This is a genomic window from Streptomyces sp. NPDC001156, assembly GCF_053598275.1.
Map to the genome: position 1 here is coordinate 26,193 of NZ_JBSFJX010000056.1, position 24,550 is coordinate 50,742.

Below are 24,550 nucleotides of genomic sequence, written 5' to 3' on the forward strand. Positions count from 1 at the left end.
GCGCGAGGCCGCAGGCCTCACTTCAGCCCGTACACCCGCAGTGCGTTGCCCGCGGCGATCATCCCCGCCACCCGCTGAGCGTCCTCCAGCGACCAGGCGCCCTCGGCGACCCAGTCCCCCAGCAGCCGGGAGAGCGCCTCACGGAACAGCTGGGCCCCGACCACATGGAGTTCGGGCAGTCCGTGCGCGCCGCTGGAGAAGAGGAGCTTGCCGAAGGGCGCCAGCTCCAGGATCTCGGCGAGCACGTCGGCGGCACGGGCGCCCGTGCGGATGAGCGCCGCGCCCAGGTCCGCGTACACGTGCGGGAACACCCCCGCGAGATGCGCCGCGTGCCGGTGGTACGGATAGCCGTGCAGCAGGACGAGGTCCGTGCCGAGCCCGGCCGTGGCGCGTACGAAGTCGGTGAGCAGGACCGGGTCGGTACGGTCGATCCGCAGGCCCAGTTCACCGAGGCCCGCGTGCAGTTGCAGGGGCCGGCCCGAGGCGACCGCACTCCACAGCAGATGGCGCAGCAGAACGGGGTCGGACAGGGTGCCACCGGCCCGGCGGCCGGCGAGCCAGCGGCCCGCCGCGCCACGCACCTCGCCCGGCCCCGGCGGCTCGGGCGCCAGGGCCAGACCGTGCCGGACTCCCGCCACCGAGGTGAACGCCACCGCGTGCGCCGCCGCCCCGTGGATGGACTCGGCGAGATTGGCGAGGAACGACTCCACCGTTCCCGAGGTGTCGGCCACCTGTTCGGCGAGCAGCTCGAGACGGACGATCTCATGTGCCTCGGCCGCTCCCGCCGAGGCCATCTCGGCAGGCCCGGTGAGATCGCCGGGCAGCCCGGTGTCGACGAGATAGGTGGTGATACCGCTGCCCCGCAGCAGTCTGCGCCCCGACTCCAGGACGCCGAGCTCCCGGCGCCGGGCGAGGTAGCGGGCGGGCGGGCAATGCGGCTCCAGACCGAGCAGCGGCGGACACCAGCGGCGGACGGCGAAACCCGTCTGGGTGTCGAACAGGGTGGTGCCGGCCGCCGGCGGCCCCTCCGTACGGGCCAGCTGGGCCTCGAAGGTGCCGAGGCCCAGCTCGGTACGGAGCACGCCGTGGCAGTACTGGTCCACCAAGGACGATGTTTCGATCACCCGGACTCCCCGCGTCTGGACCGGTCCTCTTCAGGTCCTAACGGGTGAACCCGGTCTCAGGTGTTGCTCGGACCGCCCAGCTGGATCCCCGCCATGCGCTTCCACTCGTACGGGCCGGTCTTCACCTTGGCCGCGAACTCGCCGTCGAAGGCCTCGTGCACGGTGATTCCGGCCTTCTGCACGGCCTTCTCGGCGATGTCGTACGTCGGTGCGACAAGGTCACCCCAGCCGCCGTCCTCGCCCACGAGCACGATCCTGGCGCCGCGCTGCCCGATGTACGCCACCTGTCCCTCGGCGCCGCCGTGCGCCTTGGCGAAGGCGTCGATCTCCTTGGCGAGCCGGGTCGCCCTGCGCTCGGCCCTGGCGGCCTGCTTGGCGTCCGTGCCCTCGTCAACCTGCTGCGTGTCTGCCATGGCCAGGATGCTACCGACGGGTAGATCGAACGGCGACGGGAGGGGTGCGTGGCCTTGACCACGCACCCCTCCCGTCGGTCGTGCAGATGACGTCTGCCGCGGCGGCTACCGGAGGAAGGGGTCCACCGCCACGGCAACGAAGAGCAGCGAGACGTAGGTGATGCTCCAGTGAAACAGGCGCATCTCCTTCAGCTTCACGCCCATCGCCTCCGACCTCGCCCGGTTCTGCAGCGCGTGCGCCTCCCACAGCCACCAGCCGCCGGCCGCGAGGGCGACCGTCGTGTAGAACCAGCCCGTGTAGCCGAGCGGGGTGAGCAGCAGGGAGACCACGACCATCACCCAGCTGTAGATGACGATCTGCCGGGCGACCACCTTGTTGGAGGCGATGACCGGCAGCATCGGCACACCCACGCGCGCGTAGTCGTCCTTGACCTTCATGGACAGCGGCCAGTAGTGCGGCGGCGTCCAGAAGAACATGACGAGGAAGAGGATGACCGGCGCCCACGACAGCGAGTTCGTGACGGACGACCAGCCGATGAGGACGGGCAGGCAGCCGGCGATGCCGCCCCACACGATGTTCTGTGAGGTACGTCGTTTGAGGATCATCGTGTAGACGACGACGTAGAAGAGCAGCGCACCGAGCGACAGCCAGGCGGACAGCCAGTTGACGGTGAAACCGAACAGCAGCGTCGAGACGACCGCCAGCGTGATGCCGAAGGCGAGGCACTCACGGGGGCTGACCATGCCGGTGACCAGCGGGCGCTGCGAGGTGCGATCCATCAGCGCGTCGATGTCCCGGTCGATGTACATGTTGAGCGCGTTGGCACCACCCGCGGAGAGGTAGCCGCCGATGCAGGTGAGCAGCACCAGCCTCAGGCTCGGTACACCCTGCTGGGCGAGGAACATCACCGGTACGGTGGTGATCAGGAGCAGCTCGATGATCCGCGGCTTGGTGAGCGCCACGAAGGCCTTGACCCGGGCCCCAAACGGCCGTTGGCCCTGGCTGCTGCTCGTCCCGAGCTCCCGCGCAGCCTTGAGGGCGTGGGCGGTGCCCCCACCCGTTGGACGGGATTCGACGGCCGTCACGTACACCCCTGACAGAGACATCCCAGCGAGCCTGGGGCCGTGAATTCCCGGTAAAGGCTCGCGCGTACTCACGCAACTTTAGACGTTGCCCACAGCCCGCCCTTCGCGGGGGTGGGTCGTGTTGGAAGCGGCCGGCGCGACCTGGGAAATGCGACTGGACACGAGCCGAACCTCGCTCGATTGAGCAGTCGGATGAGCGGCTCCGTATTCACTTGCCGACCGGGGATCGGCCGGTCGGGAGGCGGATGACGGCGACTCCCGGCAGTCTGGAATGACTCGAAAAGACGCACGTACCTACGGGGGTAGGCTCAGCAACGGCCGGTGGGCGTCCAGTGCACCGGCATTCGACATGTGGAGAGGAGCCCTGACCCAGGGTGAGCACCAAGCCGACCACAACAGACCTCGAGTGGACCGAGTTGGACCAGCGGGCCGTCGACACCGCCCGCGTCCTGGCCGCCGATGCCGTACAGAAGGTCGGCAACGGCCATCCCGGTACGGCGATGAGCCTGGCTCCGGCCGCCTACACCCTCTTCCAGAAGGTGATGCGCCACGACCCGGCGGATCCCCAGTGGGTGGGCCGTGACCGCTTCGTCCTGTCCGCCGGCCACACGTCCCTGACTCTCTACACGCAGCTCTACATGGCCGGTTTCGGCCTGGAGCTGAACGATCTGGAGTCCTTCCGCACCTGGGGCTCGAAGACCCCCGGCCACCCGGAGTACGGGCACACCAAGGGTGTGGAGACGACGACCGGCCCGCTGGGCCAGGGTGTCGCCAACGCGGTGGGCATGGCCATGGCCTCGCGTTACGAGCGCGGTCTGTTCGACCCGGAAGCGGCGCCCGGCACTTCCCCCTTCGACCACTTCATCTATTGCATCGCCGGTGACGGCTGCCTCCAGGAGGGCATCTCCGCCGAGGCGTCCTCGCTCGCCGGTCACCAGGAGCTCGGCAATCTCATCCTGCTGTGGGACGACAACCACATCTCGATCGAGGGCGACACCGAGACCGCGGTCTCCGAGGACACGGCTCGGCGCTACGAGGCCTACGGCTGGCACGTGCAGCGCGTGGCGCCCAAGCCGGACGGCGACCTGGACCCGAACGCCATCTACGACGCGATCGAGGCGGCCAAGAAGGTCACGGACCGGCCCTCCTTCATCGCGATGCGCTCGATCATCGCCTGGCCGGCTCCGCACGCACAGAACACCGAGGCCGCACACGGCTCGGCCCTCGGCGAGGACGAGGTCGCGGCCACCAAGCGCGTCCTCGGCTTCGACCCGGACAAGAGCTTCCAGGTTGCCGACGAGGTCATCGAGCACACCCGCAAGGCCCTCGATCGCGGCCGTGCGGCGAAGGCCGACTGGGAGAAGTCCTTCCAGGAGTGGCGCTCGGGCAACCCGGAGCGCGCCGCCGAGTTCGACCGCATGAGCGAGGGCGAGCTGCCTACCGGCTGGGAGGAGAAGCTCCCGGTCTTCGAGGCGGGCAAGGCGGTCGCCACGCGCGCCGCGTCCGGCAAGGTGCTGCAGGCCCTCGGCGCGATCATCCCGGAACTGTGGGGCGGCTCCGCCGACCTGGCCGGCTCGAACAACACCACCATCGACAAGAACAGCTCGTTCCTGCCGGCGGACAATCCGCTGCCGGGGGCGAACCCCTATGGCCGCACGATCCACTTCGGTATCCGCGAGCACTCGATGGCCGCGGAGATGAACGGCATCACGCTGCACGGCAACACCCGCGTCTACGGCGGCACCTTCCTGGTGTTCTCCGACTACATGCGCAACGCGGTGCGTCTGTCGGCCCTGATGCACCTGCCGGTGACGTACGTGTGGACCCACGACTCCATCGGCCTGGGCGAGGACGGCCCGACCCACCAGCCCGTCGAGCACCTGGCCTCGCTGCGCGCCATCCCGGGCCTGAACGTCGTGCGCCCGGCCGACGCCAACGAGACCACCATCGCCTGGCGCGAGATCCTCAAGCGCTGGACCAAGGAGTTCGGCAAGGGTGCCCCGCACGGTCTCGCGCTGACCCGCCAGGGCGTGCCGACCTACGAGCCCAACGAGGACACCGTCCGCGGTGGTTATGTGATGTTCGAGGCCGACGGTGGCGAGCCGCAGGTGATCCTGATCGCCACCGGCTCCGAGGTGCACATCGCCGTCGAGGCCCGCGAGCAGCTCCAGGCCGACGGAATCCCGACGCGGGTCGTGTCGATGCCGTCGGTGGAGTGGTTCGAGGAGCAGGACCAGGGGTACCGGGACAGCGTCCTGCCGCCGTCGGTGAAGGCCCGGGTCGCGGTCGAGGCCGGGATCGGGCTCACCTGGCACAGGTTCGTCGGGGATGCGGGTCGCATCGTTTCCCTGGAGCACTTCGGTGCTTCGGCCGACGGCAAGGTGCTCTTCCGGGAGTTCGGGTTCACTGCCGAGAACGTTGCATCCGCCGCTCGGGAATCGATCGCCGCAGCCCAGCGCTGACGCTGATATACGACACGTAGGAGATGCATTTTCCATGACAGACGCACTCAAGCGCCTCTCCGAAGAAGGCGTCGCGATCTGGCTGGACGACCTGTCGCGCAAGCGGATCACGTCCGGCAACCTCGCCGAACTGATCGACCAGCAGCACGTCGTGGGCGTCACCACCAACCCGACGATCTTCCAGAAGGCGATCTCGTCGGGCGACGGCTACGAGCAGCAGCTCGCCGACCTCGCCGCCCGCAAGGTCACCGTCGAAGAGGCGATCCGCATGATCACCACGGCGGACGTCCGGGACGCCGCCGACATCCTGCGTCCGGTGTTCGACGCCACGCAGGGCCAGGACGGCCGGGTGTCGATCGAGGTCGACCCGCGCCTCGCGCACAACACCCGGGCGACCGTCGCCGAGGCCAGGCAGCTCGCCTGGCTGGTCGACCGTCCGAACACGTTCATCAAGATCCCGGCCACCGAGGCGGGTCTCCCGGCGATCACCGAGACCATCGGCAACGGCATCAGCGTCAACGTCACGCTGATCTTCTCGCTGGACCGCTACCGCAAGGTCATGGACGCCTACCTGGCCGGTCTGGAGAAGGCCAAGGAGCGCGGCCTGGACCTGTCCAAGATCCACTCCGTGGCGTCCTTCTTCGTGTCCCGGGTGGACACGGAGACCGACAAGCGGCTCGACGGCATCGGCACGCCGGAGGCGAAGGCGCTGCGCGGCAAGGCGGCCATCGCCAACGCGCGACTCGCCTACGAGGCCTACGAAGAGGTGTTCAGCAGCGACCGCTGGCTGGCCCTGGACAAGGCGCGGGCCAACCAGCAGCGCCCGCTGTGGGCCTCCACCGGCGTCAAGGACCCCGCGTACAAGGACACCATGTACGTGGTGGACCTGGTGGCGCCGAACACGGTGAACACCATGCCGGAGGCCACCCTGCTGGCCGTCGAGGACCACGGCGAGATCGATGGGAACACCGTCGCCGGCACCTACGACCAGGCGCGCGCGGACCTCGACGCGATCGAGAGGCTCGGCATCTCGTACGACGAGGTGGTCCAGCTCCTGGAGGACGAGGGCGTCGACAAGTTCGAGGGTTCCTGGAACGACCTGCTCAAGTCGACCGAGGCGGAGCTGCAGCGCCTCGCCCCTTCGGAGGGCTGAGACCTTGACATCCGTACACGGAGCGAACCCGCTTCGTGACGCCGCGGACCGACGGCTCCCGCGTATCGCGGGGCCGTCGGGCCTGGTCATTTTCGGCGTTACGGGCGATTTGTCACGTAAAAAGCTCATGCCTGCCGTTTACGACCTTGCCAACCGCGGCCTGCTGCCGCCGGGCTTCTCGCTCGTCGGCTTCGCCCGCCGCGAGTGGCACCACGAGGACTTCGCCAAGGAGGTCCACGACGCCGTCAAGGACCACGCCCGTACGCCGTTCCGCGAGGAGGTCTGGCAGCAGCTCATCCAGGGGATGCGCTTCGTCCAGGGCACCTTCGACGACGACGACGCGTTCGAGCGGCTGCGCTCCACCATCGAGGAGCTGGACAAGGCGCAGGGCACAGGCGGCAACTTCGCCTTCTACCTCTCGGTGCCACCCAAGTCCTTCCCGGTGGTCATCCAGCAGCTGAAGAAGCACGGCCTGGCCGACCAGACCGGCGGCTCCTGGCGGCGCGCGGTCATCGAGAAGCCCTTCGGCCACGACCTGAAGTCGGCGGAGGAACTCAACGCGATCGTGCATGAGGTCTTCGCCTCCGACCAGGTCTTCCGCATCGACCACTACCTGGGCAAGGAGACCGTCCAGAACATCCTGGCGCTGCGCTTCGCCAACACGATGTTCGAGCCCATATGGAACCGGTCCTTCGTGGACCATGTGCAGATCACGATGGCCGAGGACATCGGCATCGGCGGCCGCGCCGGCTACTACGACGGCATCGGCGCCGCCCGTGACGTCATCCAGAACCACCTGCTGCAGCTGCTGGCCCTCACGGCCATGGAGGAGCCCGCCTCCTTCGACGCGGACGCGCTCGCGGCCGAGAAGACCAAGGTGCTCGGGGCCGTCCGGCTGCCCCGGGACCTGGGCCGGGACACTGTGTTCGCGCAGTACTCGGCCGGCTGGCAGGGCGGCGAGAAGGCGGTCGGCTACCTCCAGGAGGAGGGCATCGACCCCAAGTCGAAGACCGACACCTATGCCGCGATCAAGGTGGGGATCGACAACCGCCGCTGGGCGGGCGTCCCCTTCTATCTGCGCACCGGCAAGCGCCTGGGCCGCCGGGTCACCGAGATCGCGGTCGTCTTCCAGCGCGCCCCGCACTCCCCCTTCGACACCACCGCCACCGAGGAGCTGGGCCAGAACGCGGTCGTCATCCGCGTCCAGCCCGACGAGGGCGTCACCGTCCGCTTCGGCTCCAAGGTGCCGGGCACCTCGATGGAGATCCGGGATGTGTCCATGGACTTCGCCTACGGCGAGTCCTTCACCGAGTCCAGCCCCGAGGCGTACGAGCGCCTGATCCTGGACGTCCTGCTCGGGGACTCGAACCTCTTTCCGCGTACAGAGGAGGTCGAGCGGTCCTGGGAGATCCTCGACCCGATCGAGCAGTACTGGGACAAGCACGGTAAGCCCGCGCGGTACCTGGCCGGAACGTGGGGGCCCGCCGAGGCGGACGAGATGCTCGAACGAGACGGACGGAGCTGGCGCCGGCCATGAAGATGGACCTCACGGACACCACTGCCAGCAAGATAAACAAGGCGCTGGTGCAGGGCCGCCGCGCCATCGGCACGCCCGCGGTCGGCATGGTGCTCACCCTGGTCATCGTCACCGACGAGGAGAACGCCTACGACGCCCTGAAGGCCGCGAACGAGGCCTCGCGCGAGCACCCCTCGCGCACCCTCGTGGTCATCAAGCGCGTCTCACGTTCCCCGCGCGACCGCACGACCTCGCGCCTGGACGCCGAGGTGTGGGTGGGCGCGGACGCGGGCACCGGCGAGACGGTGGTGCTGCGGCTGTACGGCGAGGTGGTGAACCACGCCCAGTCCGTGGTGCTGCCGCTGCTGCTGCCAGACGCGCCGGTCGTCGTCTGGTGGCCGGTGAACGCACCGCTCGACCCGGCCAGCGACCCCCTCGGCGCGCTCGCCCAGCGCCGGGTCACGGACACGTACACGGCCGAGGCGCCGGTGCGGGAGCTGAGCGCGCGCGCCGACGCCTACACGCCCGGCGACACCGACCTGTCGTGGACCCGCATCACGCCCTGGCGCTCGATGCTGGCCGCGGCCCTCGACCAGGTCGCCTGCGACGTCAAGGGCGCCGAGGTGGAGGGCGAGGAGTTCAACCCGAGTTGTGAGCTGCTCGCGATGTGGCTCGCCGACCGGCTGAGCGTCCCCGTCAAGCGCTCCCTCTCCTCCGGCCCCGGCCTCACCGCCGTCCGGATGGACACGAGCTGCGGCCCGATCGTGCTCGACCGGGCGGACGGCTCGCTCGCGACCCTCTCCATCCACGGGCAGCCGGACCGCGCGGTGGCGCTCAAGCGCCGCGACACGGCCGAGCTGATCGCGGAAGAGCTGCGCAGGCTCGACCCCGACGACACCTACGCCTCGGCGCTGCGGTACGGCGTCGACCGGCTGGGTGCCGGGGCGGAGCCCGCCGCGGCCGCGACCGAGGCGGCCGGCGGCAAGGCGGCCGACGAGACCGCGGCTCCGGCAGAAGTCGCGAAACCGGCACCGGCCGCGGCGCAGGAGCCGGCGGCGGAACACACCGGCAAGACGGGCGGGAAGCACCCGGCGAAGAAGGCGGCGAAGTGAGCACCCCACAACTCGTCGTACACCGCGACAAGGAGCTGATGGCCCAGGCCGCAGCGGCCCGGCTGATCACCAAGGTCGTGGACGCACAGGCCTCCCGCGGCTCCGCCTCGGTCGTGCTGACCGGCGGGCGCAACGGCAACGGCCTGCTGGCCGCGCTCGCCGCCGCTCCCGCCCGGGACGCCGTCGACTGGGGCCGGATCGACCTGTGGTGGGGCGACGAGCGGTTCCTGCCCGAGGGCGACCCCGAGCGGAACTACACCCAGGCCCGCGAGGCGCTACTCGACGCGGTGCCGCTGGACCCGAAGCGCGTGCACGCCATGCCCGCGTCGGACGGCCTGTACGGCAACGACGTGGACGCCGCGGCCGAGGCGTACGGGGCGGAGCTGGCGCGGGCAGCAGGCCCCGAGAACCACGGTGCGGTGCCCACCTTCGACGTCCTGATGCTGGGCGTCGGCCCGGACACGCACGTGGCCTCGCTCTTCCCGGAGATGCCCGCGGTGCGGGAGACCGAGCGGACGGTCGTCGGCGTGCACGGCTCGCCGAAGCCGCCGCCGACGCGGATCTCGCTCACGCTCCCGGCGATCCGGTCGGCCCGCGAGGTCTGGCTGCTGGCGGCGGGTGAGGACAAGGCGCAGGCGGTCGCCATCGCGCTGTCCGGGGCAGGGGAGATCCAGGCTCCCGCGGCGGGCGCGCGCGGCAGGTCACGCACCCTGTGGTTGCTGGACGCGGCGGCGGCCTCCCAACTGCCGAGGTCGCTGTATCCGCCGGCGTCGGCCTGAGCGACGCATCTCGTCACCGAAGCCGGACGCCGGACGGGCTGGGTTCAGCCCGTCCGGCGTCCGGCTTTTCCGGGGGTCGGCTACTTGACTGATCCGGCCATGACCCCCTGCACGAAGTGCCGCTGGAACGCGAAGAACACCGCCACCGGCACGATCAGCGACAGAAACGCGCCGGGCGCCAGCACATCGATGTTGCTGCCGAACTGCCGTATCTGGGACTGGAGTTCCACGGTCAGCGGCTGCGAGGAGCTGTCGGCGAACAGCAGTGCCACCAGCATGTCGTTCCACACCCACAGGAACTGGAAGATGGCGAGGCTGGCGAGGGCGGGCCGCCCCACCGGGAGCACGAGCCGGGTGAAGATGCGCCACTCGCTGCCGCCGTCCATCCGCGCCGCCTCCAGCATCTCCTTCGGTATCTCCGCGAAGTAGTTCCGCAGCAGGAACACGGCGAAGGGAAGCCCGTACGCCACGTGGAAGAGGACGACGCCCGGAATCGTGCCGAACAGCCCCAGCTGCCCGAAGAGTTTGGCGACCGGCAGCAGACCGATCTGCACCGGCACCACGAGCAGCGCGACCACCAGCAGGAAGATCGGCTCGCGCGCCGGGAAGTCCAGCCATGCGAAGGCGTATCCGGCGAGCGCCGCGAGCACGACGACCAATGCGGTGGCCGGCACCGAGATCAGCACCGTGTTCCAGAACGCCTGCGTCATCCCGGCGTTCTTCAGCAGCGCCGAGTAGTTGTCGAAGGACAGCTGCCCGGGGCCGGCCAGGGCCGTCCACCAGCCGCCCTTCGCCGTGTCCTCGGCCGACCGGAGCGACGAGACGAACAGTCCCGCCAGCGGGGTGAGCCAGATCAGGCCGATCACCACGAGGAAGGCCTGCACCAGCCCGTTGCCGAGGCCGCGTCTGACCGCGTTCATCGCTGACTCCTTCGGAAACGGCGGACATTGAAGACCATCGCGGGAATCACCAGCAACAGGAGCAGCACGCCGAGCGCGCTGCCGAGCCCCTGGTTGTTGCCGCCGCCGAAGGAGACCAGCCACATCTGCGTCGCCAGCACGGTCGCGTCCTCCTGCACCGGCCCCGGCGCGATGATGTAGACGAGGTCGAAGACCTTCATCACATTGATCACCAGGGTCACGAAGACCACGGTCAGCACGGGTGCCAGCAGCGGAACGGTGATCCGCCGGAAGATCTGCCACTCGTTCGCCCCGTCCATCCGGGCCGCCTCCAGCGCGTCCCGGGGCAGTGTGGCGAGGCCCGCTCCGATCAGCACCATCGCGAAGCCGGTCCAGATCCACAGATACGCCCCGATGATCGCCGGCGTCACCAGCGTCGGCCCGAGCCAGGAGACACCCTGGTAGGGCGGTGCGAAGTTCGATCCCGGCAGTGTCACCGTGTACGAGCCGGAGTCCAGTCCGGAGAAGCGGAAGGAACCGTCGGACGCGGTCGTCGTGGTCGCCACGGTCCGCCCGTCGCGCACCGCCTCGACCTTCATCTGTGGCAGGCCGCTCTCCCCGCGGTCGACCACTCCCTGCTTCCCGCCCCCACCGGGTGTGAAGTCCAGGTAGACGACCCCGCGCACCTCGTCCGCGGCGGCCTTCTGCGCGGCCGCCCCGTACGCGGGCGCCGCTCCCGCGGGCAGGTCCTTGGGCAGTACCCCGACCAGGCCGAGGGCCACCGAGTCGCCCGGCAAGACGCCGGCGCTCGTGCGGTACGAGCCGTCGCGACCTGCCGTGAGCCCCTGTCCGGTGCGGGCGCGTGCCGTCGGATAGGACGACGTTCCCTGGAAGGCGTCGTGGACCGAGACCACGGCGGCGTTCAGCACGCCCTTGTTGGGATCCTCGTCGTAGGCGAGGCGGAAGATGATGCCCGCGGCGAGGAAGGACACTGCCATCGGCATGAACAGCAGCAGTTTGAACGCCGTCGCCCAGCGGACCTTCTCCACCAGGACCGCCAGGATCAGACCGAGCCCGGTCAGCAGCGCGGGGGCGACGACCACCCAGATGGTGGTGTTCCGGATGGCCTTGAGCGTCGCCGGGTCACGGAACATCTCCGCGTAATTGTCGCCGCCCACGAAGCGGGTGCCGGAGGCGTCGAAGAAGCTGCGTCCGACCGAGAACAGCACCGGGTAGACGACGAGGGCGCCGAGCAGCAGCAGCGCGGGGAAGACGAAGAGCAGGGCGACGATCCGCCCGCGCCGTCGCGTCCGCCGCGCACGGGCGGCGGACGCGACGGGCGGGGAACCCGCGTCTCTCGAGAGTGCGGTGGCGGTCATGTCCGCTCAGCCCTGGTACGCCTTGGCCGCCGCGTCCTCGAGCTGCGCCGCGGTCGCCTTCGGGTCGGACGGGTCGCGCAGGAAGTCCTGCAGCAGCTTCCACTCGCCGGCGCCCTTGGTGCCGCCGAAGGCCGCCGGGGCTTGGTCGGACATGTCGAAGCGGACCGAATCGCCCGCGGCGACCAGGGACTTGGCCGTCTCGCGGGTGACGTCGTCACCGTAGGAGGCGAGGTCCAGCTTCTTGTTCGGGGACAGGAAGCCGCCCGCCTTCGCCCACACGGCCGCCGCCTCCGGAGTCGCCAGGTACTCCATGAGCTTCATGCCGGCCTTGGCGTTCTTGCCGTCCTTGAGCACGACCGCCGCGTCACCACCGCTGACCACGGGCGCCGTACCGCCGTCGACCGCCGGGAACGGGAAGAAGTCGGCGTCCTTGCCGATGGTCTTGCCGAACTGGTCGTGGGCGACACCGGCGACGAAGTCGCCCTCGTAGACCATGCCCGCCTCGGGCTTGGGACCGAAGACTTTCTCGACGGAGCCCGGGAAGTCGGTGTTGAGTGCCTCCTTCTGGCCGCCCGCTATCAGCTGCTTGTCCTTGAAGAGCTTGCCGAGCGTGGTGAGCGCCTTGACCACGCTCTCGTCGGTCCACTTCAGCTTGTGGGCGGCGAGCGCGTCGTACTTCTCGGGTCCGGCCTGGGAGAGGTAGATGTTCTCGAACCAGTCGGTGAGCGTCCAGCCGTCCTGACCTGCGACCGCGAAGGCAGCGAGGCCCGAGTCGGAGACCGTGTGCCCGGTCTTCAGCAGCTCGTCGTACGTCTTCGGCGCCTCGACACCCGCCTGTGTGAACGCGTCCGGGCTGTACCAGATCGTCGATTTGTGGGCGGCCTTGAAGTAGAGGCCGTAGAGGGTGCCGTCGACGCTGCCGTAGTTCTTCCACACCGTCGCGAAGTCGGCGTCGACGGTCTGCTCGGCGGTCTTGGACAGCGGCTGGAGCCAGCCCTTCTGCGCGAACTGCTGGAGCACGCCGACCTGCGGGACCATCACGACGTCGGGCGCGTTGCCGCCCTCGATCTTGCTGCCGACCACGGTGGAGACGTTGTCGCCGGTGGAGACGAACTGCGTCTTGGCGCCGGTCTTCGCGGAGAACGCGTCCAACACCTTCTGGAAGTTCTTCTGCTCGCTGCCGGACCAGACACCGGCCACAGTGACCGTCTGGCCGTTCAGCTCCTTGTCGCCGCCGCCTGCGGCAACGGGCCCGCCGCCGCAGGCGGTGGCGCCGAGCGCCAGGGCGAGGGCGGTGCAGCCGGAGAGCAGAGTGGTGCGTCGTCGCATCATCGTTGATGTCCCTTCGGGGAAGTGGGAATGGCGGGGTTGTGGTGTGGGGCTCAGAGGTCGGTGCCGTCGCTGATCCACCAGGCGGCCGTGGACCCGGGGAGCACACCGGGCGCACAGGGGCCGCTGGCGAGCAGCGGGGTTCCGGAGACGGGGGCCGGCGTGGGTGCCGTACCGAAGTTGACGGCGCAGACGAGGTCGTCGCCGCGCACGAAGCCGAGGACACCCGGCGGTGTCTCCAGCCAGCGCAGGGCGCCCTCGCCCAGCTGGGAGAGCGCGGCGCGCAGTTGGAGCCCGTCGCGGTACAGGTGCCAGAAGGAGCGGGTGTCGGCGAGGGCCCGGTCCGTGGCGTGCTCGGCGAACCAGTCGGGCTGGGGCAGCCAGGGCCGCGCGCCCTCGGCGCCTGAGGTGAAGCCGAACGGGGAGGCCTGGCCCGACCACGGCAGGGGCACCCGGCACCCGTCCCGGATACGGGCGCGGCTTCCGGTGCGGCGGAAGATCGGGTCGGTGAGCACGTCGTCCGGCAGGTCGACGACCTCGGGCAGGCCCAGTTCCTCGCCCTGGTAGATGTACGCGGCGCCGGGCAGGGCCAGCATCAGCAGTGCCGCGGCGCGCGCCCGGGCGGCGCCCACGCCGCCGCCCTCGGTGGCCGGTTCTCCGTAGCGGGTGACGGTCCGGACCTGGTCGTGGTTGTTGAGGACCCAGGTGACCGTGGATCCGGTGCCCGCGATGTCCTGCATGGCCTCGGATATGACCTTGCGGAAGGCGTCCGCGTTCCAGGGGGCGCTGAGCAGATCGAAGAAGAACGCCTGGTGCAGCTCGTCCGGGCGGACGTACTGGGCGTGCTCGCGGGCGGTCGGTACGGAGACCTCGCCGACCAGAAGGCGTTCGCGGCCGTCGCGTGCCGTGTACTCCTCGCACACCGCACGCCAGTGCCGCCACACGTCGTGCACCTCGGGCTGGTTCCAAGCGAGCGGGTTGACCGAGTCGCGGGTGCGGGCGTCGGCCTCGGGGTCGGGCGAGTCCGGCAGGCCGGGGTGTTTGAAGAGGCCGGCGGCGACGTCGATACGGAAGCCGTCCACGCCCCGGTCCAGCCAGAAACGCAGAACCCGGTCGAACTCCGCGGCGACCTCGGGGTCGCGCCAGTTCCAGTCGGGCTGTTCGGGGGTGAACATGTGCAGGTACCACTGGCCGGGCCGGCCGTCCGCCTCGGTCACCCGAGTCCAGGCGGGACCGCCGAACATGGCGTGCCAGTTGTTGGGCGGCTCGCCGCCGTCGGCGCCGCGGCCGTCGGCGAAGTGGAAGCGGGCGCGGGCCGGGCTGCCGGGCGTCGCGGTCACCGCCTCGCGGAACCACCGGTGCTCGCTGGAGCAGTGGTTGGGGACGATGTCCAGGAGCACCTTGATGCCGAGCCGCCGGGCGGCCGCCGTCAGCAGATCGAACTCGGCGAGGTCGCCGAAGAGCGGGTCGACGTCGCAGTAGTCGGCCACGTCGTAGCCGTGGTCGTGCTGGGGCGAGGGGTAGAAGGGGCTCAGCCAGATCCCGTCGACGCCGAGTTTCTTCAGGTACGGCAGCCCGGCCCGGACGCCGGCCAGATCGCCTATGCCGTCTCCGGTGCTGTCCAGGAAGCTGCGGACGTACACCTGGTAGATCACTGCGTCCCGCCACCAGAGGTAGGTGTCGATGTACTGGGAACTCACCCCGTTGACCTGTCTGTGCGTGCTGAGGCGACCCGAAGTGGGGTCGACGGTTATGCATGCATGTTAGGTAGCCGTGTCATAAGGGTGTCAACGAACCTGCGGAAGCCGTTGGGAAGTTGGCCCTTCAAATCCGCATTTATCGACCTAGAGAGAGCCAAGGTGAGATCGTGGCGTTACCTAACAAGTAACTAGCGGGCGACTAGCGGTGGGAAATGGCGGCCAGCTCCCGCGCCAGCCGTCGCACCGCGCTCTCGGGCGTCTCCTGCCCCGTCAGCGCGTCGTGCACCACCGCCTGCACGACCAGGCTCACCTGGTCGTAGCGCGGGCTCTTGGGACGCGGAGCGGCGGCCATGACGCTCGCCCGCAGGGTCGGCAGATAGGGGAACTGCCGTATCAGCACGGGGTCGTCGTAGAGCGCGGCACGCACCGGCGGGAGCGCGCCGCAGGTGAGGACCTGGCGCTGGACGCGCTCGCTGGTGAGGTACGCGATCAGACGCGCGGCGGACTCGGGGTGCCGCGCATGTGCGCTGACCGCCAGATTGGAGCCGCCCAGGACACTGGTGCCCGGGCCGTTCGGTCCCGGCAGCGGTACGGCGCCTATCTTCCCGGCGACCTCGGACCCCTTGGCCGAGGCGACGACGTACGCGTAGGGCCAGTTGCGCAGGAAGAGCAGCCGGCCGTCCTGGAACGCCTGCTTGGACTCCTCCTCCTTGTACGTCAGCGACTGTTTCGGTATCCATCCCTCGCGCACACCCCGGGCGAGGAAGCCGATACCCTCGCGCGCAGCGGCCGAGTTCACCGTGACGCGCTCGCCCTCGTCGCCGAGTATCGTGCCGCCCGCGGAGTACACCGCCTCGGCCGCGTTGACGGTGAGGCCCTCGTACGGCAGGAACTGCCCCGCGTAGCCGCCTAGTCCGTACTTCGGGGCGATGGTCTTCGCGTCCCGCTCCAGCTCGGCCCAGGTCCGCGGCGGCGCCACGCCCTCCTTGGCGAGGACGTCCTTGCGGTACAGGAGGAGACCCGCGTTGGTGACGTACGGGACCGCGTACAGCCGTCCGTCGTAGGTGGCGGTGTCCACGACCGGCGGCAGGAAGGTCTTCAGCGGGAAGCGGTCGCGCGGCAGCGGGCGGATCCAGCCGGCCGCCGCGAACTCCGAGGTCCAGGCGACATCGATGTTGAGGACGTCGAACCGGCTGCGGTCGCCGCCGCGCAGGTCGGTGGTCATCTGCGCATGGGTCTCGTCGGCGGAGTCCGGCAGTTCGACGAGAGTGACCCGTTCACCGGGGTGGGCGCGATTCCAGCCCTCGAGCAGCGGCCCGAGATAGCCGGTCAGGTCTCCCGCGGTGGCCAGGGTGATCGGTCCGCGACTGCCCGCGATCCCGTCGTCGGCCCGGGCGCCCGAGGCGACGCAGCCGGCCATGACCACGGCCAGAACGAGGAGGCCCCTACCGGCGGTGCGCATCCACCGCATAGGTTCCTCCCTGTGCACCGGCACCGGGCGTCGTCGCCCGGGGTCAGAGGCCATGTATACCTGTTAGGTATGGGCGATACTAGGGTCTGGAGCACAATACGAGGACCCGAGGAGGAGAGCACGAGTGCGCCTGCCCCTCCTGGCTCTCCTCGCACGCGGCCCCGCCCACGGCTACGAGCTCAAGCAGGACCTTGAGCAACTGCTGGGCTCCGCGTACCCTCAGCCGAACGTCGGCCAGATCTACGTCACCCTCGGCCGCCTCGAGAAGTCGGGACTGATCGAGGGCGAGGAGGTCGAGCAGTCGAGTCGGCCCAACAAGAAGATCTACCACCTCACCGACGCCGGGCGGGAGGCGCTGCGCGCCTGGTACGAGGAGACGGCGGACGAACCGCGGGTGAGGGACGAGTTCTTCATGAAACTGGCACTCGCACCGCAGACCGGTCTCGCCGATCAGATCGCCCTGATCAACAAGCAGCGGCGCCAGTACCTCAACACCATGCGCAGCCTGTCGAAACTCGCCGCTGCCGAAGACCGCGACAACCGGATGGCCCATCTGCTGATCGAGGGCGCGATGCTGCATCTGCAGGCCGACCTCGACTGGCTGGAGCGGTGCCAGGAGGAACTGGAGGAGCAGGAGTGAGCGAGCGCCCCACTCCTCTGCTGCGGGCCGAGGGCCTCGTCAAGACCCACTACGGTGAGGGCGCGCCCGCGCACGCCGTGCGCGGGGTCGATCTGAGGGTGACGCGGGGCGAGTTCGTGGCCGTCACCGGCCCGTCCGGGGCCGGGAAGTCGACGCTGCTGCACCTGCTGGGCGGACTGCAGCGGCCGGACGCCGGCAGCATCTGGCTGGACGGCGAGTGCACGGACTCCTACAGCGAGGCCCGCTGGGCCGTGGAGCGCAGAAGGCGCATCGGGATCGTCTTCCAGTTCTTCAACCTGGTGTCCAATCTGTCGGTCGCGGACAACGTCGAACTGCCCGCACTGCTCGCTGGTGCGTCACCGAAGCAGGCACGCGCCGAGCGAGAGGAACTGCTCTCCGAACTGGGCCTCGCGGGCAAGGAGCGCAGCATGCCGGGCGAGTTGTCCGGCGGCGAGCAGCAGCGGGTCGCGCTGGCCCGTGCCCTGGTCAACCATCCGCCGCTGCTCCTCGCCGACGAGCCCGCGGGCAGCCTCGACAGCAAGGGCACCCGCGAGGTGATGCGGCTGCTCTCCCGTTTCCACCAGCGCGGCCAAACCATCGTGCTCGTCACCCATGACGCCCGGCTGGCCAGCGCGGCCGACCGGGTGATCAGCTTCTTCGACGGCCGGATCGCGGACGACGCGGAACTGGACGGCACACCGTCACGCCGGACGGGAACATCCGGTGTGCTGGAGCTCAGGGACTGATCCGCGGTGCACGACGACCCGAGGGCTACTCCGTCCGCCCCACCCGAGCCGGAAGGCTGACACCGTGCGAGCCACCCTGCGCTGGGCGCACTCCGATCTGCGGACGCATCGCGGCGAAGCCCTGTTCATCGTGCTGGCCACCGCCGGCGTCGTCGCCTCCCTGCTGCTGGCCGCGTCGCTCTTCGGGTATGCCACCAACCCCTGGCAGCGGGTCTTCACCCAGGCACGCGGCGCGCATGTGTGGATCCACACCGGCCGCGGCGCGGACACGGCCGAGCTGGCCGGTCTGGACGGCGTCCAGACCGTCGCGGGTCCCTACCCCACCGAGGCCACGACCCTCGTCGCCCGCGGCACCCGCGCCGCCGTCGAACTGCGCGGCACACCGCGGCTGCCGTCCGTGGGCCGGCCGCTGATCACCTCGGGCCACTGGCTGAGCCCCGCGCAGCCCGACGGTGTGGTGCTAGAGAGCCGGCTCGCCCGGGCGCTGCTCGCCGAGCCCGGCGACACCCTGACCGTGGCGGGCACGGCCCGGAAACTCACCGTCGTCGGCGTCGCGGACAGCGCCGAACCCCGTTACAGCCCAGGCGAGCAGCCGGGGCTCGTCTGGGCACCGCCGGCCGCCGTGCGCGAACCCTCCGGCCAGGTCACCGGACTGCGCCTGGCCGATCCCGAGGACACGGACTACGCCGTCCAACGCGCCGTCACCGTGCTGGGCGCCGGTGCGGTCAGCGAGGTCTCCACCTGGCAGCAGGCCCGGGCCGAGGCGCAGGGCGACAACCGGCTGCTGGGTCAGGTGCTCGGCCTGTTCGGGCTCGGCGCGCTCGTGGCGGCGGGCTTCGCCGTGCACGGGGCGATCGGCACCCGCATCCGCGGGCATCTGCGGGACATAGCGGTGCTCAAGGCGATCGGCTTCACACCCGGCCAGGTCGTCCGGATCTTCCTGCTCCAGCACATCGCGTACGCGCTGCTCGGCGCCGTGGCGGCGGCCGCCCTCACCCAGGGGCTGGGCAGCCGGATCCCGGGGCGTCTCGGCGACGCGGTCGGTGTGTGGCAGGGGCTGCCCGACCACACCGTCGCCCTGTTCGCGGTGCCCGTGGCCGCTGTGCTGTTCATCGCCGCCACCACCTGGCTCGCGGCCTGGCGGTCCGGCCGGGTGCCTCCGGTGCCCGTGCCCCGGCCCGCGGCACCGGCCGGTGGCCGCCTGACGGGCGTGGCGCGCGGGGCCCTCGGACTGCGGCTGCCGCCGGCTCTGGTCCTCGGCTGGCACAAGGCGTTCACCCGCCGTCCCCGGTCGCTGGCCACGATCGCGCGGCTGGCGCTGCCACTGCTGCTGATGGTGGTGGCGATGAGCGCATGGACCACCATCGACCGCTTCCACAGCAGACCCGGGGAGGTCGGCCTCGCGGCGGCGCTCACGGTCCGCCCCGACAGCAGTCTCGACGACGCGTCAGCCCGTTCCCTCCTGCAGCGCAATCCGCAGGTGGCCGACGCCTACCCGGGCGTCCAGGTCGCGGCGCTGGTACCGGGCCAGACGGCCACGATCGCGCTGCGGGGGCTGGGCACCCACACCGAGCCGTACCCGTTCGCCCTGGCCGAGGGCCGTCCGGCGCTGGGCCGTGACGAGGCGGTGGCCGGGCAGGGTCTGCTCGACCTGCTGGACGTGCGCGTGGGCGACTGGGTGCGGATGACGGTGGGCGACCAGCCCCAGATCCTGCACATCGTGGGCCGCAGCATCGAGCCGGAGAACGCCGGGCGGGTCATCTCCACCTCGCTGGACACCCTGCGCGAGAACGACCCCCGGCTACACCCCACGCTCTACCAGATCCGGCTCCGCCCCGGCGCCGACCCGCACGAGGTCGCCGGCGAACTGGCCGCGTCGGCCCCCGGGCACCTCGACGTGCACCCCGTGACGAATCCGGCGGACGGCCTCGGGCCACTGCGCGGAGTCGTCGCCGGACTGATCGCCGTCCTCGCACTGATCGGAATGGTCGAACTGCTGAGCGCGATCGGCGGCACCGTCCGCGAGAGCGAGCGGGACCTGCTGGCGCTCAAGGCCATCGGCCTGTCCCCGCGGCAGATCACCGCGATCACCGTCACCGCCACCGCCTGCACCGCCCTGGCCGCGGTGTGCGTCGGCACGGCGTTGGGGATTCCCCTCGCCCACTGGCTGATCGACGTACAGGGCAGATCCAGCGGTATGGGCGCCGGGCTGGCCGAGGGTCCCTCCCCTGCCCTTCTGCTGGCGTTCGGGGCCGCCGCCGTGCTGGGCGCCGCGGCCCTCGCGGCCCTGCCGGCAGCCCGGGCGGCACGCCGCCGCCTCGCGGACACCTTGAGCGCGGTGGCCTGAGCGGCGGCTGCGGAGAGGGCGGTCCGGCCGCCCCCTCCGCTCCCCTGGCTCCTAACGGCCGTGCAGCTCGCGGTACTTGGCGACAAGGGCCTTGGTGGACTCGTCCAGGCCCGGCACCTCGGCGCCCTCGGTCAGCGCGGGCTCGACGCGCTTGGCGAGGACCTTGCCCAGCTCCACACCCCACTGGTCGAAGGAGTCGATGTTCCAGATCGCACCCTGGACGAACACCTTGTGCTCGTAGAGCGCGACGAGCTGGCCGAGCACCGACGGGGTCAGGTCGGTGGCGAGGATGGTGGAGGTCGGGTGGTTGCCGTGGAACGTCTTGTGCGCCACCAGCTCCTCGGGCACGCCCTCGGCGCGGACCTCGTCGGCGGTCTTACCGAAGGCCAGCGCCTGCGTCTGGGCGAAGAAATTGGCCATGAGCAGGTCGTGCTGGGCCTTGAGCTCGTCCCCCAGCTCCCCGACCGGGTTGGCGAAGCCGATGAAGTCGGCCGGGATCAGCTTGGTGCCCTGGTGGATGAGCTGGTAATAGGCGTGCTGGCCGTTGGTGCCCGGCGTCCCCCACACGACCGGCCCGGTCTGCCACTCCACCTCGCGTCCCTCGCGGTCCACGGACTTGCCGTTGGACTCCATGTCCAGCTGCTGGAGGTAGGCGGTGAACTTGGACAGGTAGTGCGAGTACGGCAGGACCGCATGCGACTGGGCGTCGTGGAAGTTGCCGTACCAGATGCCGAGCAGACCCAGCAGCAGCGGGACGTTGGACTGGGCGGGCGCGGTGCGGAAGTGCTCGTCGACGGTGTGGAAGCCGTCGAGCATCTCGCGGAACTGCTCCGGGCCGAGGGCGATCATCAGCGACAGGCCGATCGCCGAGTCGTACGAGTAGCGGCCGCCGACCCAGTCCCAGAACTCGAACATGTTGTCGACGTCGATACCGAACTCGGCGACCTTCCCGGAGTTCGTCGACAGGGCCACGAAGTGCTTCGCGACCGCCTCCTGACCGGCCTTCAGACCAGTGAGCAGCCAGTTGCGGGCCGAGGTGGCGTTGGTGACCGTCTCGATCGTGGTGAACGTCTTGGAGGCGACGATGAACAGCGTCTCCGCCGGATCCAGGTCCCGCGTGGCCTCGTGCAGATCGGCACCGTCCACGTTGGAGACGAACCGGAAGGTCAGCGAGCGGTCGGTGAAGGCGCGCAGCGCCTCGTACGCCATCGCCGGGCCGAGGTCCGAGCCGCCGATGCCGATGTTCACGACGTTGCGGATCCGCTTGCCGGTGTGGCCGGTCCACTCGCCCGAGCGGATCCGGTTCGCGAAGGCGGCCATCTTGTCGAGGACCGCGTGGACCTTCGGCACCACGTTCTCGCCGTCGACCTCGATCACCGCGTCTCGCGGCGCGCGCAGCGCGATGTGCAGGACCGCCCGGTTCTCGGTGACGTTGATCTTCTCACCGCGGAACATGGCGTCCCTGAGACCGAAGACGTCCCGCCCGGCGGCCAGCTCGCGCAGCAGCCGCAGCGTCTCGTCGGTGACCAGGTGCTTGGAGTAGTCGACGTGCAGATCGCCGACGTCGAGGGTGTAGCCGCTGCCGCGCCCGGGGTCCGCCGCGAACAGGTCCCGCAGGCCCACCTCGCCGAGCTCCTCGCGGTGCTTGGCCAGAGCGGTCCACTCGGGCGTCTGGTTGAGCCTGGTACGGCTGTCTGCGTTCATCTCGGACTTCAGCCTTCTTCCTTGCGTGTGCTGCTGCGTACCTCACCCCGCTGCCGGTCCCAACCTAATTGATCAGGGCGCCGAGTGACCGGTGGTCGCGCCGTCCTGTGGCGCAACAACAGGTACGTCCGGATTGCGCCCAGTTGTCAACGAGGTCACGACGAGTCCGAAGAGCAGGGCACCGAGGGTGCGCCGGAAGCCGAGGCCGTACGGAAGAGGGATCCGGCACGGCGCGCCGAGGCGTCCGGTGCGCCGTGCTGAGCGGCGAAGCCTCCGGCGGGTCATCCTGCCGAGTACGCCGTCTCGCGGCCAGGTGTGCCGCGGCGGCCCTGTCCAGCGGGCGGCTCATGTGCGTGCGGGGCCACGACCGGCCGACAGCACCCTAAGACCGACCCCGGACGTGGCCGCAGGCCGTGACGCGGGGCTCGTCCGTGAGCCGAGCGGCATGCCGGGGCAGGGCGTGTCCTCGGACCGGGGGCCACCGCGACGTCCCACAGCCGTCCACACCCCCGCGCGCCGCGCAGGCGCACGCAGAGTGGCCCCCTCACCCGTCATCACGTGTCCCCGTCACGTTGCGCCGATGCGCAAACCGTGGAGGGCGCCGCTGACAACGGGCCGTGAGGCGAACGGCACCGGTGGACGGAAACGGCTCCGGCCGGGCACCCTTCGATGCCCGGCCATGGGACTGCGAGCCCGAGCCACGTCGAGGGCCCGGGGACCGGTCCCTAGATCTCGCCCCGCAGTTTGGCGAGCGCCTCGGCGAGGATCGCCTCGCCGTCCGCATCGCTGCGCCGTTCCCTTACGTACGCGAGATGCGTCTTGTAGGGCTCGGTGCGCGGCGGGTCCGGCGGGTTGTCCCGGTCTTGACCAGCCGGAAAGCCGCAGCGCGGGCAGTCCCAGTTGTCGGGAACCTGCGCGTCGCTGGCGAAGCTCGGCTGCGTCTCGTGCCCGTTGGAGCACCAGAAGGAGATGCGCAGACGCGGCGCGGACTCACCGCGCTCGGCCTCGCCCATCGGCCCCGCCCCGACCCGGCTTCCTCGGATCGCGTTGCCACTTGCCACGGTCGTAACTCCCTGCGTGATGGTGCCGCGAAGCGAGTCGGCGTTTCGCCTCGTTGCGAGCGCCTCAGTCTACGTAAGGCCCAACGCGCGTCCAGTGATGGGAGTTACCCCCGCCCCTAGACGCAAGCCCCATGATAGGCCGCGTCCGAAGACCCGTACCGAACATGGGGCGTTACGTGCTTTTTGTGTGGTCTGTCTTTATGCGCGACTTGCAGGCGTCCGCAGACGCTAGCCCTTGACCTTCATCAGGACGCCGAGCACAACGATGCACGCGAACCAGAGAAGACCGATCACGATGGTGATCCGGTCGAGGTTGCGCTCGGCGACCGAGGAGCCGCCGACGGAGGACTGCATGCCACCACCGAACATGTCGGAGAGGCCGCCGCCCTTCCCCTTGTGCATCAGCACCAGCAGCATCAGCAGCAGGCTGAAGATGATCAGGGCGATCGAGAACCCCAAAACCACGGCTGGACCAACTTCCTCGGACTTGGATGGACGACGGGGCCGAAGCTCTTATTGAAACTTCACGTTCCGAATAACAGCCTCGGCCCCGCAAGGGTACGACGGATCGCCCCTACGTCATACTCACGACTTTTCCGCTCGCCCCGGGGCCCGGCTCACTGGTCGCGGAAGCGGACGATCTTGACGAACTCGTCGGCGTCCAGCGAGGCACCACCGACCAGAGCGCCGTCAATGTCCGGCTTTGACATGATTTCGGCCACATTGCCGGACTTGACCGAGCCGCCGTACTGGATGCGCACCTTGTCGGCCACGTCCTGTGAGTACAGCTCCGCGATCTTGCCACGGATCGCCGCGCAGACCTCCTGCGCGTCCTCGGCGCCGCAGACCTTGCCGGTACCGATGGCCCAGACAGGCTCGTAGGCGATCACGATCGACTCGGTCTGCTCGGCCGGCAGGCCCTTCAGACCGCCCTCGACCTGCGACAGCATGTGCGCGACGTGGTTGCCCGCCTCGCGAACGCCCAGCTCCTCACCGACGCACAGGATCGGGGTCAGACCGTACTTGAAGGCCGCCTTGGCCTTCGCGTTCACGATCTCGTCGGTCTCGTGGTGGTACTGGCGGCGCTCGGAGTGGCCGACCACCACGTAGGTGCACTTGAGCTTGGCCAGCATGGCACCGGAGATCTCGCCGGTGTAGGCCCCGGAGTCGTGCGCCGAGAGGTCTTGGGCACCGTACTTGATCTTGAGCTTGTCCCCGTCCACCAGGGTCTGCACGGAGCGCAGGTCGGTGAAGGGCGGCAGGACGGCGACCTCGACGGCCTCGTAGTCCTTGTCCGCGAGGGCGAAGGCGAGCTTCTGGACGTGGGCGATGGCCTCGAGGTGGTTGAGGTTCATCTTCCAGTTGCCCGCCATCAGCGGCATGCGCTCGGCGGAAATTGCGTCAGCCATCGAGGTTCAGTCCTCCAGTGCGGCGAGGCCGGGGAGCGTCTTGCCCTCGAGGTACTCGAGGGAGGCGCCACCGCCGGTCGAGATGTGTCCGAATGCCGACTCGTCGAAGCCCAGGGTGCGGACGGCGGCTGCGCCACACCGTGGCGGCTCGCTTCGCCGGGCTATCCACCAGGGATCTCGTGGCGGCCGCGAACGCGGCCGGCATGCCCTGCGACGTATC

21 protein-coding genes are annotated in these 24,550 nt (G+C 69.9%); 8 read left to right on the forward strand and 13 right to left on the reverse strand.

All coding sequences use genetic code 11. From position 1 onward, the window contains the following. Positions 1–17: 17 nt before the first annotated feature. The 3 genes from ACWDA7_RS24975 to ACWDA7_RS24985 form a co-directional block, all read right to left on the reverse strand. Positions 18–1,124: an amidohydrolase family protein gene (locus ACWDA7_RS24975; RefSeq protein WP_450606419.1), complete on the reverse strand. Its 1,107-nt coding sequence runs from the start codon at positions 1,122–1,124 to the stop codon at positions 18–20. Between the two features lie 56 nt (positions 1,125–1,180). Next, entirely contained in the window at positions 1,181–1,537 is a 357-nt protein-coding gene (locus ACWDA7_RS24980; RefSeq protein WP_432926389.1) for a hypothetical protein, read from the reverse strand. A gap of 105 nt (positions 1,538–1,642) precedes the next feature. Further along, entirely contained in the window at positions 1,643–2,629 is a 987-nt protein-coding gene (locus ACWDA7_RS24985; RefSeq protein ID WP_450606433.1) for a heme o synthase, read from the reverse strand. Between the two features lie 368 nt (positions 2,630–2,997). Between ACWDA7_RS24985 and tkt the strand changes: the two genes are divergently transcribed. The 5 genes from tkt to pgl are packed head-to-tail and all read left to right on the forward strand — an operon-like array spanning position 2,998 to position 9,645. Beyond that, positions 2,998–5,085 carry a transketolase gene (gene tkt / locus ACWDA7_RS24990; protein ID WP_450606420.1) on the forward strand — a complete coding sequence of 696 codons (2,088 nt, stop codon included), beginning with the start codon at positions 2,998–3,000 and terminating at the stop codon, positions 5,083–5,085. A gap of 34 nt (positions 5,086–5,119) precedes the next feature. Further along, positions 5,120–6,238 carry a transaldolase gene (tal, locus tag ACWDA7_RS24995; RefSeq protein ID WP_450606421.1) on the forward strand — a complete coding sequence of 373 codons (1,119 nt, stop codon included), beginning with the start codon at positions 5,120–5,122 and terminating at the stop codon, positions 6,236–6,238. A 4-nt stretch (positions 6,239–6,242) separates the two neighbouring features. Beyond that, entirely contained in the window at positions 6,243–7,775 is a 1,533-nt protein-coding gene (gene zwf / locus ACWDA7_RS25000) for a glucose-6-phosphate dehydrogenase (protein ID WP_450606422.1), read from the forward strand. After that, the gene (opcA, locus tag ACWDA7_RS25005) at positions 7,772–8,866 is read left to right on the forward strand and encodes a glucose-6-phosphate dehydrogenase assembly protein OpcA (protein WP_450606423.1); all 1,095 of its coding nucleotides are present in this window, start codon (positions 7,772–7,774) and stop codon (positions 8,864–8,866) included. Before zwf ends, opcA begins: the two co-directional genes overlap by 4 nt. Next, positions 8,863–9,645: a 6-phosphogluconolactonase gene (pgl, locus tag ACWDA7_RS25010; protein ID WP_450606424.1), complete on the forward strand. Its 783-nt coding sequence runs from the start codon at positions 8,863–8,865 to the stop codon at positions 9,643–9,645. Before opcA ends, pgl begins: the two co-directional genes overlap by 4 nt. An 80-nt stretch (positions 9,646–9,725) precedes the next feature. Here pgl and ACWDA7_RS25015 read toward each other — a convergent pair whose 3' ends face one another. The 5 genes from ACWDA7_RS25015 to ACWDA7_RS25035 form a co-directional block, all read right to left on the reverse strand. Further along, entirely contained in the window at positions 9,726–10,565 is an 840-nt protein-coding gene (locus ACWDA7_RS25015; RefSeq protein WP_359392395.1) for a carbohydrate ABC transporter permease, read from the reverse strand. After that, the gene (locus tag ACWDA7_RS25020; RefSeq protein WP_450606425.1) at positions 10,562–11,923 is read right to left on the reverse strand and encodes an ABC transporter permease subunit; all 1,362 of its coding nucleotides are present in this window, start codon (positions 11,921–11,923) and stop codon (positions 10,562–10,564) included. The genes ACWDA7_RS25015 and ACWDA7_RS25020 overlap by 4 nt, the downstream gene beginning before the upstream one ends. A 6-nt stretch (positions 11,924–11,929) precedes the next feature. Further along, positions 11,930–13,255 carry an ABC transporter substrate-binding protein gene (locus ACWDA7_RS25025; protein WP_450606426.1) on the reverse strand — a complete coding sequence of 442 codons (1,326 nt, stop codon included), beginning with the start codon at positions 13,253–13,255 and terminating at the stop codon, positions 11,930–11,932. A gap of 50 nt (positions 13,256–13,305) precedes the next feature. After that, positions 13,306–14,952, reverse strand: coding sequence for a glycoside hydrolase family 13 protein (locus ACWDA7_RS25030; RefSeq protein WP_450606427.1), 1,647 nt, complete (start codon positions 14,950–14,952; stop codon positions 13,306–13,308). A 199-nt stretch (positions 14,953–15,151) separates the two neighbouring features. Continuing rightward, on the reverse strand, positions 15,152–16,423 hold the full coding sequence (locus ACWDA7_RS25035; protein ID WP_450606428.1) for an ABC transporter substrate-binding protein: 1,272 nt from the start codon (positions 16,421–16,423) through the stop codon (positions 15,152–15,154). A 124-nt stretch (positions 16,424–16,547) separates the two neighbouring features. Between ACWDA7_RS25035 and ACWDA7_RS25040 the strand changes: the two genes are divergently transcribed. From ACWDA7_RS25040 to ACWDA7_RS25050, 3 genes are all read left to right on the forward strand, one after another. Next, the gene (locus ACWDA7_RS25040; protein WP_359392385.1) at positions 16,548–17,063 is read left to right on the forward strand and encodes a PadR family transcriptional regulator; all 516 of its coding nucleotides are present in this window, start codon (positions 16,548–16,550) and stop codon (positions 17,061–17,063) included. Beyond that, entirely contained in the window at positions 17,060–17,809 is a 750-nt protein-coding gene (locus ACWDA7_RS25045) for an ABC transporter ATP-binding protein (protein ID WP_359392383.1), read from the forward strand. The genes ACWDA7_RS25040 and ACWDA7_RS25045 overlap by 4 nt, the downstream gene beginning before the upstream one ends. A gap of 64 nt (positions 17,810–17,873) precedes the next feature. Further along, positions 17,874–20,156: an FtsX-like permease family protein gene (locus ACWDA7_RS25050; RefSeq protein WP_450606429.1), complete on the forward strand. Its 2,283-nt coding sequence runs from the start codon at positions 17,874–17,876 to the stop codon at positions 20,154–20,156. A gap of 51 nt (positions 20,157–20,207) precedes the next feature. On the opposite strand, the gene pgi is transcribed toward ACWDA7_RS25050, so the two are convergent. The 5 genes from pgi to pgk all read right to left on the reverse strand — a co-directional run. After that, on the reverse strand, positions 20,208–21,860 hold the full coding sequence (pgi, locus tag ACWDA7_RS25055) for a glucose-6-phosphate isomerase (RefSeq protein WP_450606430.1): 1,653 nt from the start codon (positions 21,858–21,860) through the stop codon (positions 20,208–20,210). Positions 21,861–22,585: 725 nt separating this feature from the next. Further along, entirely contained in the window at positions 22,586–22,921 is a 336-nt protein-coding gene (locus ACWDA7_RS25060) for an RNA polymerase-binding protein RbpA (RefSeq protein WP_078947476.1), read from the reverse strand. A gap of 228 nt (positions 22,922–23,149) precedes the next feature. Further along, positions 23,150–23,386, reverse strand: coding sequence for a preprotein translocase subunit SecG (secG, locus tag ACWDA7_RS25065; RefSeq protein WP_359392376.1), 237 nt, complete (start codon positions 23,384–23,386; stop codon positions 23,150–23,152). A gap of 152 nt (positions 23,387–23,538) precedes the next feature. Further along, positions 23,539–24,294, reverse strand: coding sequence for a triose-phosphate isomerase (gene tpiA / locus ACWDA7_RS25070; RefSeq protein ID WP_450606434.1), 756 nt, complete (start codon positions 24,292–24,294; stop codon positions 23,539–23,541). Positions 24,295–24,336: 42 nt separating this feature from the next. Next, positions 24,337–24,550 (reverse strand): phosphoglycerate kinase (gene pgk, locus ACWDA7_RS25075; protein ID WP_450606431.1); only part of this gene is annotated, 214 nt, incomplete at its 5' end.